The organism is Roseburia inulinivorans DSM 16841, assembly GCF_000174195.1.
GTDB lineage: Bacteria > Bacillota > Clostridia > Lachnospirales > Lachnospiraceae > Roseburia > Roseburia inulinivorans.
Genome location: NZ_ACFY01000089.1, coordinates 1 through 15377 on the forward strand (window position 1 = coordinate 1; position 15377 = coordinate 15377).

Genomic DNA, 15377 nt, shown 5'->3' on the forward strand with positions numbered 1-15377 from the left:
TGTCACAACCTATAAAAGCACCACAGAATCTGCGACACTACGTCCGTTAACCTCCGGCTTAATATTTGAACACTGCAATTCCATAGCCGGAAAGTGGATATGCAAAGGAGAACGCTCTTCCATCGCACTCTGATTTCACAGCTTTGTAGGATACCGGTTTTTCAATTCCTTCACCGCCAAATTCAGCAGCATCACTGTCCAAGACAAGTTTATAGGTCTTTTTCTTTGGCACGCCGACACGGTAATCCGGGCGGGCAACCGGAGTAAAGTTACATACAAACAGCATATTGTTCTTTCCATCTTTACTCTTACGGACAAAACTGTAAATGCTGCGGTCTGCGTCATCCGCATTGATCCACTCAAAGCCATCCCAATTGCCGTCTAATTCATAAAGACACGGATTCTTCTGGTATAAGTGGAGGAGTGCTTTTACCCAGTCCTGCATATGTTTATGATCCGGGTTCTCGAGGAGATACCAGTCTAACTCTCTCTCCTCACTCCACTCCTGAAGCTGGGCAAATTCCTGTCCCATAAACAGAAGTTTTTTGCCGGGATGCCCAAGCATAAAGGCATAACCAGCCATAAGATTCTGGAATTTGTCTCTTCCAAGTCCAGGCATCTTATTGAGCATAGAGCATTTTAAATGTACCACTTCGTCATGAGATAACACCAGGATATAATGTTCGCTCGCATTATAACTCATGGCAAATGTCATTTTATGATGATTATTTTTTCTAAAATATGGGTCTAACTTCATATAATCAAGGAAGTCATGCATCCATCCCATATTCCATTTATAACTGAAGTTCAGTCCGTCCTCTTCCACCGGTCCGGTCACTTTCGGCCATGCAGTAGATTCCTCTGCGATCATCACCGCTCCGTGGTTACGTCCCAGAATCAATGTGTTAATATGCTTAAAGAACTCAATGGCTTCCAGATTCTTATTATCGCCATATTTATTGCGGACCCACTGTCCTTCTTCTTTTCCATAATCCAGATATAACATAGAGGCAACCGCATCCACACGGAGACCATCAATATGATAGTGTTCTACCCACATCAGCGCACTGCCGATCAGGAAGTTCTTCACCTCATTTTTGCCATAATCAAAAATCTTGGTTCCCCAGTCCGGATGCTCTCCCATTCTTGGATCTGCATACTCATACAGGCATGTACCATCAAACTCTGCCAGTCCATGGGCATCTTTTGGAAAATGCGCCGGTACCCAATCCAGGATCACACCGATTTTATTCTTGTGGCACTCGTTGATAAAATATGCAAAGTCCTCAGGTTTTCCGTAGCGGGAAGTCGGTGCATAATATCCGGTCACCTGATATCCCCAGGAACCATCAAACGGATACTCCGAAATACCCATCAGCTCAATGTGTGTGTACCCCATTTCTTTTACATATGGGATCAGATAGGTTACGAGATCCCTGTAACTGTAAAATCCTTCATCATCCCTGCCCGGATGACGTTTCCAGGAGCCCGGATGAACCTCGTAGATTGCCATCGGCTGTGCATACACATCCTCTTCTTTTTTACGATTCTCCATCCACTTGCTGTCTGTCCATTTAAAATGTTCAATATCCGCAATCGCAGATGCTGTTCCCGGCCGGAGTTCTGCATAATTTGCATAAGGATCTGCCTTATAAAGACGCTTGCCATCTTTTGTCTCGATCAGATACTTATATAGCTCCCCCTCCTTCAATCCCGGAATGAACAATTCGTAAATCCCCATTGTCTCCGGTTTCAGGCGTGTCATCTCATTTGCCGTCTCATTCCATCCGTTAAATGAGCCGATCAAGAAAACTCTTTCCGCATTCGGTGCCCACAGGTCGAAGTATACTCCCTTTACTCCCTTTACCTCTGCAAAATGTGCCCCCAGCTTCCGATAAATATCGTAATGTGTCGCCTGACCGAACAGATAGCGGTCTAATTCAGTAAAATTCGCCATAATCCCTACCCCTCTTCACTTCTATCTCTAAACCGCAGACTCACTGTGGTTTTCTTCTTTAGTCAAAATCTTTCTCCCGTAAGATAATGTAATCATCCTCATCATATCTTCTGGATGTGATAATGCTGAACGCCTTTTTCAAACCACCCTTTTCTGAATGTGCTACTGCTTTATCGACGATCTCTTTTACCTCTGTCAGGGTTGTCTCCCTGTCAGCGTGCTCAATATTACTGATGCTGTTATACAGCGCCAGCACACCCATCTCATCAATGGTATATCCCAATTCATTTGCGTAAGATTTTGCAAACGAAACCAGCTCATCACTGGTAAAAATAGGAATATTGATCTTCTCAGAAAACTTCGCTGCAAATCCATCATCTCTGGATAAAGCCTTCTGGATTCCGTGTTTTGTATCCTCAATGATCACAAGCACTCCACTTGTATCCTGTTCTAATAAAAGAGAAAGTTTTAACGCTGTCTCGCGGGACAGATCTCCGGCTTTTTCGATGATCAGACAGCCACCGGCTACTTTTTTCAGCAATGCTGCAACATCCTTCTGATTGAGGACAGATGCTTCGATCTTGCCGATCTTGCCGTTTGGCTTTCCGGTTTCTTTCTGTAATGCCTTGATCATACTCGTCGCAAGCACTGTCTTACCGCTTCCGGAACCGCCCTGTATGATCATATTTCCGGTTCCAGCTGTCGCTCCCTTCGTCAGATGCTGGGATACACCTGTAAGTGCCTGACAGAGCTGTTCTTCCATACCCGTGATTGGAACAAAATATGTAAAGATTTCTCTTAATTCTTTGGAAAGCTTACTGATCGTATCCGGAACTTCAAATGCCTCCGGTTCCGCAATGGCAGGAAGAATCTCTTCTGCTGTTTCCTCTTTTCCAAGGTCTAAGTCCCCTGGCAGCTCAATCTCCGGTAATTCTTCTTTTTCCACTGATTCTTTTGCCATCTGGCGCGCAGTCTCTGCTAAAATAGCTGCTTCCACATCTTCCGCAGATGTGCCTGCCTCCATTGTGTCGTCCGCTTCTGCTAACGCTTCCGGTTTGGTCTGCTCTGCTGTGTGTTCTGCAAGGGATGCGGCATTCTCCTGTGGAACTTCTGCATCCAGCTCCTCGAAGTCCTCATCCTCCCACTGATTGTCAATATCATCCAATCCTTCCGGCATTGCGATTTCCGGAAGTTCTTCCTCTGCCATTAATTCCTGTACACCGGCTGCCACAACGTTCTGTGCTGCGTCTTCCGCAGCCACACCGGCGTTTGCCATGTAATCTCCAACCGGAGATGCCCCGACAGCTGCGAGCTGTTCATCCATCTGTGCATTTTCATCGCTGAGGCGGTCGATCTCCTGCTGTAAAAACTGGTTCATGTTCGTAACCATGGAGACTGCACTGTCGTTCGGCTGTCCGTCTTTGCTTAAGTATTTCTGATCCAGAAGATCCTTCGGCGTCAAGCCGGAATCAAGCATTGGAATGACATCCGCAAGCCGCCCCAGCAGTTCTTCCGCTTCCTGAAGTGCTCTCGCCTTTGCAGACTCGAGTTTTCTCTGCTCTGCTTCCTGCAAGGCTGCCTCTGCGGCACGCTTGGTCTTTTCCCATTCAGCAAGCACATCCTCAATGCTCATCTGTCCGGATACCTGCGGCTCTGCCACTCTGCCTCCCTGCATATAAAGGCTCATCTGTCCATCCTCATCCACTAACATCTCCTGGAAATTGGATTTTAAAGAATTGTCAATCTCCTCATCTGTCTCAATATGCTGGTAAACCTCTTCTTCCTGTGGCTCTTCTTCTTTCTCGGATGGAATCTGGAGATACGGAATATCCTCTACCAGTTTCTTAATGTTATCCATCGTATCATTGACTGCCTCTTTTTCTGTGGCATTCATGATCTCCTGCATACTTCTCTGAAGTTCTTCCTGCAGATTCTGTGTGTTAAAGCGCTCCGCAGACATCTTCACATCTTTGATCTGCACCGGTTCCGGTACGATCTCTCCAGATTCTAACGGATCTTCCGGTCTCACTTCCACAACACCGTCATGTCTCTGACGGAATGTGCGGTACTTGTCTTCCTGCTGTTTTGTCAGTGGCTGGTATAACATCTTTAATTCTAATGCGCGTTCTACATATGGGCCATCACCAAACCATAAGATCAGTTCGTCGCAGGCATCGATACATTTCTCGCTCATACCGGCCTTATGATACAGATATGCAAGCTCATATGCCCACTCTTCCGAATACTCCTGCTCTTTGAGTTCTTCTAAAATGCCAATAAGGGTGCCAATATCTGCACCCTGCGCTTTGCTTATCTCATACTTTAACACGTATTTTAAATTATCATGAGGTGCAATCTCCACAAACTCCTGATAATACTCTTTTGCCTCATCAAAACTCTTTGTCCTGACTGCAACCTCTGCAAGACGATAAATGATCATTCTGCCGATCGGCGACTTGTCATAAGCCGTCAGCAAAACATCCTTGCTCTCATCGTAACGCCCTACTTTCTCGTAAATCTCTCCTACTTTTACCAGAGCGTTAATGTTCTTTATCTTACGCCAGTTGATAGTATCCGCAATCTCAGCCGCCTCTTCGTATTTCCCCTCGGCTGTGAGTGATTTCATCTGATCCAGCTTTAATTTGTATTCATATTTATCCAATTCTGCCACCTCAAACTGTGCATTTCACGTAATGATCCATTACCTTTTTCACTTTGTCTATGATACCTTTTAGTTTATCATAGGCACAATTAGATGTCAAAAATTATCATGCTTCCCCTGCCGATTTTTCATCCTGTTTTTTGTTCTTTTCCGTGGTCTCATAAACCGGCTGATTGGTGTGCTTATCGATGCGGTCAAGGTTGACATAATCTATCTCCGTTTCCGGGATCCCACGCTTTTTCAGGGAATATGTGACAACATTGGAAACAATATAATAAATCACTGCCATGATCGGCACACCAAGCAGCATTCCAGGAAAGCCCCACAGACCGCCAAATACGAGAATGGCAAATACAACCCAGAAAGAGGAAAGCCCGGTGGAATCTCCGAGGATCTTCGGTCCGATAATATTTCCGTCTACCTGTTGTAAAATGATAACAAAAATCAGGAAATATAATCCCTGTACCGGATTCTGTAAAACAATAATGATAAAGGATGGGATCGCCCCGATAAAAGGTCCAAAAAACGGAATAATATTGGTCACACCAATGATCACAGCCACCAGCATGGTATCCGGCATTTTCATGATCGCAAGCACGATATAGGCAATCACACCGATAATGGCAGAATCTAAAATTTTTCCACTGATAAATCCGCCAAAGATTTCGTTGCTCTTCCGCACAGTCTCTACTACAACATTGGCTCTGACCGGTTTAAAAATAGCATAAATGATTTTCTTCGCCTGACCTGCAAACTTCTCCTGACTCGCCATAACATACACAGAGATGATAAGTCCGACCAGAATATTGATCACAAATTTTACTCCGGTGATCACTCCGCTGGTAATGGAAGAGATATAGACTTCTGCCTGTGGAAGCAGCGTGTTTTTCATCCAGTTTTCAAAGAAGTTACCCGCCTGTGTGATTACTTCTTCCGCAATGTCCGCTATCTGGCTGTCTCCCTTGGCGATATCATTGATCCAGTCAACAAGCGAACGCACCTCAGCAGGGAGTGTGGATATGATGCCCTGTATGCTCTGGATGATGGATGGAACGATCGCAGCGATCAGCAGGACAATGATGCCTACCAAAAACAGCAGTGCACCTGCGATTGCCAGCCCTCTTGATATTTTTTTCGCTTTTTTCTCACTCTTCATCTTTCCTTTAAACAGGGAAAATAACTTTCCATCTATGAGTTTCATCAACGGATTCAGAAGATATGCCACAACCAGTCCGATAATGACCGGCTGTAAAATATATGTCAGTTTCTTCCAGAAATCTGTAAACCCGTTATAACGGTATATGACAAAGAAAAATAAAATGCAGCAGCAGAATGTGATAAAAATAGCAAGCGCTATGATCGTGATCTGTTTCAAATGAAATTCATCTGTCTTTTTTGTCTTCGGTGTCTGTATCTGTTCGTTTTGTTTTAGTTCTTCCAACTTAAGCTCTCCTTTTTCTGCCGGAAACGGCTTGTGCAAACATGCGCTTCTAAGCGTAATTTATACTCTCATTCTAACGCAAAAACAGAGGTCTGTCACTAAGCAGGCCTCTGTTTTTATTATCTTTTTAGATTTATAAATTAACCACGGTAGTAATTGATGAGACAGCCTTTTAAAATGATCTCCCTCTCATCATCCGTCAGGGCATCCATATGAAGGCTGAATGGTTTTAATGCGCCGTCTTTCACTGCGTAAGCCTGAATTTCAGACTGCTTGTTCTCAACAGCTTTTCTGATTTCCGGAATAAAGAGATAATCCAGATTTTCAAATGGAAGATCACCTTTTCCGATAATGAATGGCAGCATGCCCCAGTTGATCAGATTGGAACGATAACGTTTGGTTGCATACTCATTCGCAATGTTCGCCCAGCCTCCGAGTACCTTCTGACAGGAAGCAGCCTGCTCACGCGCAGAACCGTCCCCCGGTTTCACTGCAAAAATGGTACTTCCAAATCCTGCATAGCCTTTCTCTTTTCTTGCTTTCTCACCAAAATCAGGATAAACCGTCTTGATCGTATCGATCACTGCCTGCAATTCCGGCACAGCCTCAATCGGACACTCTCCGGCTTCCACTGCCTTCTCTGCCTTCTGGATCTCTTTTGCACGTCCCACATAGAGCGGATCTTTTCTGGAAAGTGCAAACTCTGCCAGTCCAAGCGGATTGGACCGGAAGGAGGAAGTCTCTCCGGACGGGATCAGCTCGTCAGTTGTCGTAACCGGATCGTGAATCTCTGAAACAACCTTTAATACCATATGCTCCGGTAATGCACTCATTGCCGGCCAGTCTTTGATATTTGGTCCAAACTGGATCTCCACACTTGGATCAGCCACTCCCTTGCTGTCAAAGACGCGGTTCTCGTAAATCTTCTTGTCGAAGAAGTATTTCGGTTTTGTATAATTTACATCCAGATCGGTAGCTGCGGTCAAATATCCCTTATTTGCTGCAGTTGCTGCAATGGATCTTGCATCCATAAGCGCAACGGATGCAACCTGTCCCTTCTGGACCTTGGAACCTTCGCGGTTCGGGAAGTTTCTTGTAGAGTGGCGGATGGAGAATGCGTTGTTTGCAGGAGTATCTCCAGCACCAAAGCAAGGACCGCAGAACGCTGTTTTGACGATCGCTCCTGTCTCCATGAGGCTTGCCACTGCACCATTTTTTACAAGTTCCATGTAAATCGGGGTACTTGCCGGATATACGCTCAATGTAAACTCATCCGGTCCGATGCTCGCACCTTTTAAAATGTCTGCGGCATCACAGATATTTTCAAATCCACCGCCGGCACAGCCCGCAATAATTCCCTGATCTACATAAAGCTTTCCGTTTCTTACTTTGCTCTTTAAATCTAATTTTACAGCTCCGTCGAAGCTGACTTCTGCACGTTTCTCGCAGTCGTCCAGAATATCCATCAGATTTGCATTCAGCTCTTCGATGGTATAAGTGTTGCTTGGATGGAATGGCATTGCGATCATTGGTTTGATCTGACCGAGGTCAATCTCGATCATTCCATCATAGTAAGCCACATCCCCCGGATTCAGCTCTTTGTATGCCTGCGGTCTTCCATGGATCGCATAGAAATCCTGTACCTTTTCATCGGTTCTCCAGATAGAGGAAAGGCAGGTCGTCTCGGTCGTCATAACGTCCACGCCGATACGGAAATCAACGCTTAAGTTCGACACACCCGGTCCCACAAATTCCATGACTTTATTCTTCACATAACCTTTATCAAACACTTCACCGATAATGGCAAGGGCAACGTCCTGAGGTCCAACCCCTTTCTGTGGTGTTCCGGTCAGGTAAACACCTACAACGCCCGGCATATCAATATCGTATGTTTTGTTCAGTAACTGTTTTACAAGCTCCGGTCCGCCTTCGCCGACTGCCATGGTTCCCAATGCACCGTAGCGGGTATGGGAATCAGATCCTAAGATCATGGCTCCGCTCTCTGCTAACATCTCTCTTGCAAACTGATGGATCACTGCCTGATGCGGTGGAACATAAACTCCACCGTATTTTTTTGCACAGGTAAGTCCAAACATGTGGTCATCTTCGTTGATCGTACCACCGACTGCACATAAACTGTTATGGCAGTTTGTCAGGACGTATGGCATTGGAAAACGCTCTAAGCCAGATGCTCTTGCGGTCTGAATGATTCCTACAAATGTAATATCATGTGAGGTAAGCTTGTCAAATCTAACCTGAAGCTTGTCCATGTTTCCTGAAGTATTATGTTTTTTCAAAATACCATAAGCGATGGTATTTTCGGCAGCCTGCTCTTTCGTGACAGCTTTTCCCGTCTTCTGCTGTACCTCTGTCGCGTCCGTCATAATTTCTTTTCCGTTTACAAGGTAAACGCCACTATCATATAATTTCATACGTTCCTCCATCCCAATCTCCGGCGAAGCTTTCTAACTCAACTCGTCTTTCGCGCTTTTATATGAATTATAAAGATACTCCCTGTAAAAATCAAGACTTTCATACACTAAATTAATAAATCAATTGTTTTATGCATTTAAAAAAGAACTCCGGGAATCCCCAAAGTTCTTTCTCTTCTAAATGATTGTTTTCAATCCGGCGAGTGTATCAAATTTTGCATACAGAAGTTTTGCTGTCTCCTCGTCCGGTTCTGCGAGATCCGGCACCATCACAACAGAAAGCCCTGCGCGGTATGCAGATAAGATTCCATTTGGCGAATCTTCCACCGCAATGCAATCCTTTGGTTTCTCCCCAATCTGCTCACATGCATAAAGGTACACGTCAGGCTCCGGTTTTCCGTTCTCTACGGTTGTGGCGCTCACAAGCTGATCAAATTTATCGTAGATACCAATCTGTGTGAGATACTGTTTTGTACGTTCCGGATCCGTTGCTGTTGCAACGGCAGTCTTGATGTTCTTTGAGCGGAGATAATCCAGGATTTCATCCACATCCGGCTTTTTCTCAATCCCATTTTTCTCAATATGTTCTTTCATGAGCTGTTTGCGTCTCGCCCGGATTGCTTCATAATCAAATTCCGGTCCAAATATCTTTTGCAGATAAGGTCCTGTATACTTTGTTGCAAGGCTGCGGATTGCAAGTCCATGCTCTCTGGTAAAATGAAATCCCGCCTCTTTTGCCGCCTGCTGCCAGTATATATTCAACCATTTTTCTGTGTCAATTAGCACGCCATCCATGTCAAAAATAACTGCTTTTATCATTCTTTCTCTGTTCTCTCCTCTGGTTCTAATTCTTCAATCTCGTAATCATCTTCGCTTGCCGGCTCTTCCATTTTCGGATTACTGCTGTTCTCGTCTACATATTGTGGGAATGTAATAGATGCCTTAAACAGATCACCATCCACCTTAATGTCAAACACTCCACCCATTAAAACCGTAAGGCTCTTTGCGATGGAAAGTCCCAGACCACTTCCCTCGGTCGTTCTCGACGAATCCCCGCGGATAAAACGTTCCGTCAGATCTCCGGCATTGCTGTTCTCCCTTGCAAGGGAATGTTCTGATACATTCTTAATGGAAAAGACAACCTTTTCTTCCACATATGCAATATCCACATACACCCTTGTTTTTTCCAGTGCATACTTTGCAACATTATTATAAAGATTTTCGATCACGCGGTAAAGCTGTCTGCCATCTGCGCGGATGAGCACGGCTGTTTTTGGAAGTTTTGTTACAATCGTAAGCTCCTTCTGCTCAAACTTTTCATTAAACTCTCCACTCGTCTGATAGACAAGTTCTACAAGATCAATGACCTGCATGTCAAGTTTCACATTACCGGAACTGATCTTAGATGCCTCCACAAGATCCGCTGTAAGCTGCTTTAACCGCTGTGATTTTTCATCCAGAATCTTAATATATCCCTGCACACGCTCATTATCAATTTTTTCCAGCTTCATCAGGTTTACATAATTAATAATTGATGTCAGTGGTGTTTTGATATCATGAGATACATTTGTGATAAGATCTGCCTTCATGCGTTCATTTTTGGTGCTGTCATCCACTGCATGTAAAAGACCTTCTCCAATGTTATTGATCGCCTCCGCAAGACTTTTCTCCTCGCCGTGCAACTGTTCAATGTCAATTTTCCCGGAAAGCGCTCCATCCCTGATCTTTTCCACACCCAGCCGGATCTGATACTGCTCCACTGCCTTTCGCAGAATCATGTAACACTCTCCCGCTGAAAATAAGAGCAGCAGCACCAGTGCAGTCATGCTCCGATAGTAAAATGCACCGACCGCCAATATGAAGCAGACAGCCATGTGTCCTGCAAATAGCAGCAGCACACGCACCGTTGTTTTCTGTCTGGCAAATACTTTGCGGATGCCTCTTTCGAGCCAGCACGCAACGCTTGTCTCCCAGAGCATCTCCACTTTCATTCTGCGCACCATGCTCAGATAAAAGATCAGGAATAATCCGTCGATCACAAGACTCACGGTTCCCGATGCTACAATGATCCCGTAAACAGCCCATTCCTCACTGTTTACTTTGGCAATGAGGATCACAAGCTCTGCCATCATAAAAATAAAAGCCGCCACCAGGATCTCCGTCTTGATCTTATCGATCGGATTCAGATGGATTTTCTCCTCACCTGTGCGGCGTCCGGTTGCCAAAGTCAGATAAACCAGTGAGATGATCCATCCCATCAGACTGACCAGACCACAGAAAATACAGACCTTGATCCATGGATGAAGCTGTTCGTACTCCCGGGATGCCTCATAAATATCATCTTCTGCAGACAGCTCCGTATCGATCCCGATGATCAGTGTCATATCATCTGCAGGCCAGAGCATCTGATTTCCGCCGCCAAAGAAGTAGTCTGCCATGCCGTTAATGTCAGTGCCAAATTCTTTGTCCACAAGATCATAGATCAGGTAATTTCCCATGGTCTTCGCCTCCATCAGCACAGCTTCCACGTCAAACTCCTGTCCTTCCTTCGTGTCCGGCTGATTTGTGTACCACGCCTCACCAATCCTGTACCAATAGCAGAAATTACTCTCACCACTCTTAAACTCATTGGTGTATTGCAGATAACGCCTGTTCTCCTCTGAAGTACGGCTTTCACCTTTGATCAGCAGACGCAGGTAATCGCTCAGGTCATCACATTTTTTTTCAATACATTTTGTGTAATACCCGGAATCCAGAAACTGTTCTGTTCCAACGTCTGACAACTCAAAAATATTTTTACTAAGCATGGATGCCAGCAAAAATACTGCTATCGTTAAAACCACTGTAAAAAACAGATGCAGGATCAGACCCGTCAGTTTTGTTCCGTAGGAATAAGGATGGCTCTCCATAATTGCTCCTTAACTCTTAATTCTTATCAATTTTGTAACCAACACCCCATACAACTTTCAGATAGCGGGGTTCTTTTGGATTAATCTCTATCTTCTCGCGGATATGGCGGATGTGTACTGCCACTGTATTATCCGCTCCGATCGCATCCTCATTCCAGATGCTCTCATAAATCTGGTTGATGGAAAATACTTTTCCCTGATTCTTCACCAGCAGTAAAAGAATGTTATACTCGATCGGGGTAAGCTTCACCACTTCGCCATCCACCGTCACTTCCTTCAGATCGTCATTGATGCTTAAACCTCCAACTGTATAAATACTGTCACCGGATTCTGCTGCATTTCCAAGCTGCGTATAGCGGCGGAGCTGGGATTTTACCCTTGCCACCAGTTCCAGCGGATTGAACGGTTTCTCTACATAATCGTCCGCCCCGATATTCAGTCCTAAGATTTTGTCTGAATCCTCTGTTTTTGCTGACAAAATGATGATCGGAATACTGCTGTTCTCACGGATTTTCAGGGTTGCACGGATTCCGTCCAGCTTCGGCATCATGACATCCATGATCAGAAGATGTACTTCATTGTTCTTCAATATCTCAAGCGCTTCTTCACCATCATATGCCTTCAGCACATGAAAGCCTTCCTGCTGTAAATAGATCTCGATTGCTTCCACAATTTCTTTATCATCATCACACACTAAAATTGTCTGCATGTCCTATCCTCCCAATATTTTTCTGTGAACAGCCTGTCTCCCGCTTTACGGACAAATCTGTCCATTGCTGCAAACATGAATAAAATAAAACTGTCCGGCGTTTATCAGCCTGAACAGTTTTATTTTAGCAGTTAAAAAAGTATTTTAATAGTAGAGAAATCTTAATTGTGTCTTAATTTCTGTTTTTCTAGCAGATCTCTGCTCCGCTTGGCATCTTTTTCTCCGGAACCATCAATGCAAGTTCCCCGTTCTCATCCTCTGCGCAGAGTAACATACCCTCTGAGACTACACCTGCAAGTTTTGCCGGTTTTAAGTTCACTAATACCATGACTTTTTTGCCAACCATCTCTTCCGGTGTGTAATGCTTGCGGATACCGGAAACGATCTGTTTTACCTGACTTCCGATCTTCACCTGTGAGCAGAGTAATTTCTTTGATTTTGGAACTGCTTCGCAGGCAATGATCTCTCCTACCTGAAACTGCATCTTCATAAAATCATCATACTCAATCTCTGCTTTCGGTTCAATGTCAATTGCGGATTCTTCCGCTTCTTCTGCTGTTTCCGTTTCTCCGGCAAGTTTCTTCTGTTCTGCCTCAAACTCAGCTTTCTGGGTTGCTTTGATCTCCTCCACTTTCGGCATAACCTCTTTTGCATCCAGACGTGCAAATAGGATTTCCGGTGTATCTGTCACTCTGCTTCCACTCTCATAAAGTCCGAATTTGTCCAGATCGTCATAATCGCGCAATGTAGTATTCAGCTGGTTTACGATCTTCTCTGCTGTCTCCGGCAGGAAGCTGTGCAGTAATCCTGCTCCAATCGTGATGGACTCTGTCAGATTGTATAATACCTCTGCAAGACGGTCATGGTCTGCCTCATCTTTTGCAAGTACCCATGGAGTCGTCTCGTCAATGTATTTGTTGCAGCGGCGGAACAGGTCAAATACAGCGGTGATTGCATCTGCCACGCGGAGTTTGTCCATTTTCTCCTGCACTTTGTCTCTGGTTCCGGTAACGACAGCCTTTAAATCCTCATCGACTTCTTCGGCTGCTCCAGTTTTTCTTACAACACCATCAAAATATTTGTTGCTCATGGAGATCGTCCTGTTTACCAGATTTCCTAAAATATTGGCAAGATCAGAATTGAATCTCTCAATTACCAATTCCCATGTGATGACACCGTCATTTTCAAATGGCATCTCATGAAGGACGAAGTAACGGGTTGCGTCTACGCCGAACAGTCTTACCATATCGTCTGCATAGATCACGTTTCCTTTGGATTTGCTCATCTTATCGCCGCCCTGTAAAAGCCATGGATGACCAAACACCTGTTTTGGCAATGGCAGATCCAATGCCATTAAGAAGATTGGCCAGTAAATCGTATGGAAACGGACGATATCCTTTCCAATTAAGTGTAAATCTGCAGGCCAGTTTTTCTGAAACAACTCAGAAGAACCATCCGGGTCATAACCAATTTTTGTAATGTAGTTGGTCAGTGCGTCAAGCCATACATAAACAACATGCTTCGGATCAAAATCTACCGGGATTCCCCAGCTGAAGGATGTTCTGGATACACATAAATCCTGCAAGCCCGGAAGTAAGAAGTTGTTCATCATCTCGTTCTTACGGGATACCGGCTGGATAAACTCAGGATGTGTGTTAATGTAATCGATCAGACGGTCTGCGTATTTGCTCATTTTGAAGAAATAAGCTTCCTCTTTTGCCGGTTTTACTTCACGTCCGCAGTCCGGGCATTTGCCATCTACAAGCTGGGACTCTGTCCAGAAGGATTCACATGGTGTACAGTAAAGTCCCTCGTAAGCTCCCTTATAGATATCTCCCTGATCGTATAATTTTTTAAAGATTTTCTTTACGCATTTTTCATGGTCTGCATCTGTAGTGCGGACAAAGTTATCATAGGATGTGTTCATCAGATCCCAGATTGCTTTTACCTCTCCTGCAACTCCATCTACGAATTCCTTTGGTGTAATACCTGCTGCCTCTGCTTTTTCCTGAATCTTCTGTCCGTGCTCGTCAGTTCCTGTCTGGAAATATACATCATAACCTTCTGCTCTTTTATATCTGGCGATCGCATCTGCAAGTACAATCTCGTAAGTATTTCCGATATGCGGTTTGCCCGATGTATAGGCAATCGCTGTTGTCATATAATACTTTCCCTTATTGCTCATTCTCTCTACCTCTTTCCTTAAAATAAAAATCCCATCCTCTAATCTCTTAGAAGACGGGTTGTTTCCGTGTTACCACTTCAGTTCATCTGTACCTCACAGCACAGACCTCAATATGTCTTTGACCGTACTCTGTCCGCCGGCACACTCTCTGCCAGTCCATTTTCTGTCTCTGTCAAAAACATCTCCGCTATAACAGGCGGTCCCGTCAGAACTTATCGCATGCCACTTTTCTGCATCCGTTCAGCCCTGCCACTCCAAAGCCATGTTCCATGAAGCTTTCCTCATTCCCTTGCACCATGATATCCTGCGGATCTGATATTACTGAGTTAAAATCAGATGCCCTGCTATATCCCGGGAACCTCTCTGCTAAGACCATCTGTACAAATGATCTGTTGAGTTCCATTTCATGTACTCTCTTTTTCATTGTGTTTTATATTAAAATAATTGTATGCATTATCGCGTCCTGTTACATCAGACGCTGAACGCCTATCACATAAAATAGCACGGAAATACTGAAAAGTCAATGAATACATTGGTTTTTCGGTGTTTCCGTGCTATTGCATTTAATTTTACATTTTCTGCGCATCGCTTATCTGTAAACGAATGATATGAATTTCTTTATTCATCAAATTTCTCATCATCAACAACTTCGCCTGTAAAATGCTCCGGCTCTGCCATTTTTGTTCCACAACTGCTGCAGAAAGATGCTCCCTGTGGCATTCTTGCTCCACAGTTTGGACATTCTGCTGCACCCTGAAGATTTAAGATCTCCGTTTTCATGCGCTCGATCTCTGCCAATGCCTCTTTGATCACTTTGAACTGTTCATTTTCGGCATTTTCCTCATCATCTCTGTGTGCATCAAAATAAGTACGTCCCAGTTCTGCATACTGTTTTTCTACATAATCCTCTTTGGACTTTACGTCTAATTTTAACTTGGCAACACCGGATACTTCCTTCGCCTTCTGGGATACATCTTTTCCTGCTGATACCAATGACTCTTTCATCTCATCAAAAAATGACATAATGACTACCTCCATCCGTATATAATATCTTTCCATTTCGTGCTTTGTATTATACGCTT

At 44.3% G+C, this 15377-nt stretch carries 10 protein-coding genes; all 10 read right to left on the reverse strand.

The features are described from left to right. Positions 1-58: 58 nt before the first annotated feature. The 10 genes from glgB to ROSEINA2194_RS09595 all read right to left on the reverse strand — a co-directional run bounded on the left by glgB (position 59) and on the right by ROSEINA2194_RS09595 (position 15318). Positions 59-1957 (reverse strand): 1,4-alpha-glucan branching protein GlgB, encoded by a 1899-nt coding sequence (gene glgB, locus ROSEINA2194_RS09550; protein ID WP_007886162.1) that lies wholly within the window; start codon positions 1955-1957, stop codon positions 59-61. A gap of 58 nt (positions 1958-2015) precedes the next feature. Next, complete coding sequence (locus tag ROSEINA2194_RS09555) at positions 2016-4628, reverse strand: tetratricopeptide repeat protein (protein ID WP_007886164.1); 2613 nt, start codon at positions 4626-4628, stop codon at positions 2016-2018. 97 nt (positions 4629-4725) lie between these two features. After that, on the reverse strand, positions 4726-6060 hold the full coding sequence (locus tag ROSEINA2194_RS09560) for an AI-2E family transporter (protein WP_172727084.1): 1335 nt from the start codon (positions 6058-6060) through the stop codon (positions 4726-4728). Between the two features lie 140 nt (positions 6061-6200). Further along, complete coding sequence (locus ROSEINA2194_RS09565) at positions 6201-8492, reverse strand: hydratase (protein WP_044927573.1); 2292 nt, start codon at positions 8490-8492, stop codon at positions 6201-6203. Positions 8493-8669: 177 nt separating this feature from the next. Beyond that, positions 8670-9311, reverse strand: coding sequence for an HAD family hydrolase (locus tag ROSEINA2194_RS09570; RefSeq protein WP_007886169.1), 642 nt, complete (start codon positions 9309-9311; stop codon positions 8670-8672). Next, the gene (locus tag ROSEINA2194_RS09575) at positions 9308-11401 is read right to left on the reverse strand and encodes a sensor histidine kinase (RefSeq protein ID WP_007886171.1); all 2094 of its coding nucleotides are present in this window, start codon (positions 11399-11401) and stop codon (positions 9308-9310) included. Before ROSEINA2194_RS09575 ends, ROSEINA2194_RS09570 begins: the two co-directional genes overlap by 4 nt. A gap of 16 nt (positions 11402-11417) precedes the next feature. Next, positions 11418-12110 (reverse strand): response regulator transcription factor, encoded by a 693-nt coding sequence (locus ROSEINA2194_RS09580; protein WP_007886172.1) that lies wholly within the window; start codon positions 12108-12110, stop codon positions 11418-11420. A gap of 187 nt (positions 12111-12297) precedes the next feature. Next, complete coding sequence (gene metG / locus ROSEINA2194_RS09585) at positions 12298-14295, reverse strand: methionine--tRNA ligase (RefSeq protein ID WP_007886173.1); 1998 nt, start codon at positions 14293-14295, stop codon at positions 12298-12300. Between the two features lie 205 nt (positions 14296-14500). After that, positions 14501-14698: a hypothetical protein gene (locus ROSEINA2194_RS09590; RefSeq protein WP_044927568.1), complete on the reverse strand. Its 198-nt coding sequence runs from the start codon at positions 14696-14698 to the stop codon at positions 14501-14503. 215 nt (positions 14699-14913) lie between these two features. Then, a complete protein-coding gene (locus ROSEINA2194_RS09595; protein ID WP_044927569.1) occupies positions 14914-15318 on the reverse strand; it encodes a zinc ribbon domain-containing protein in 405 nt (134 codons plus the stop codon). Positions 15319-15377: the final 59 nt, after the last annotated feature.

Bases quoted from the DNA above. Each gene is read 5' to 3' on its own strand.
- ROSEINA2194_RS09570 (WP_007886169.1), bottom strand. From the start codon at position 9,311: ATGATAAAAGCAGTTATTTTTGACATGGATGGCGTGCTAATTGACACA.
- ROSEINA2194_RS09565 (WP_044927573.1), bottom strand. From the start codon at position 8,492: ATGAAATTATATGATAGTGGCGTTTACCTTGTAAACGGAAAAGAAATT.
- ROSEINA2194_RS09580 (WP_007886172.1), bottom strand. From the start codon at position 12,110: ATGCAGACAATTTTAGTGTGTGATGATGATAAAGAAATTGTGGAAGCA.
- glgB (WP_007886162.1), bottom strand. From the start codon at position 1,957: ATGGCGAATTTTACTGAATTAGACCGCTATCTGTTCGGTCAGGCGACA.
- ROSEINA2194_RS09590 (WP_044927568.1), bottom strand. From the start codon at position 14,698: ATGGAACTCAACAGATCATTTGTACAGATGGTCTTAGCAGAGAGGTTC.
- metG (WP_007886173.1), bottom strand. From the start codon at position 14,295: ATGAGCAATAAGGGAAAGTATTATATGACAACAGCGATTGCCTATACA.
- ROSEINA2194_RS09575 (WP_007886171.1), bottom strand. From the start codon at position 11,401: ATGGAGAGCCATCCTTATTCCTACGGAACAAAACTGACGGGTCTGATC.
- ROSEINA2194_RS09595 (WP_044927569.1), bottom strand. From the start codon at position 15,318: ATGTCATTTTTTGATGAGATGAAAGAGTCATTGGTATCAGCAGGAAAA.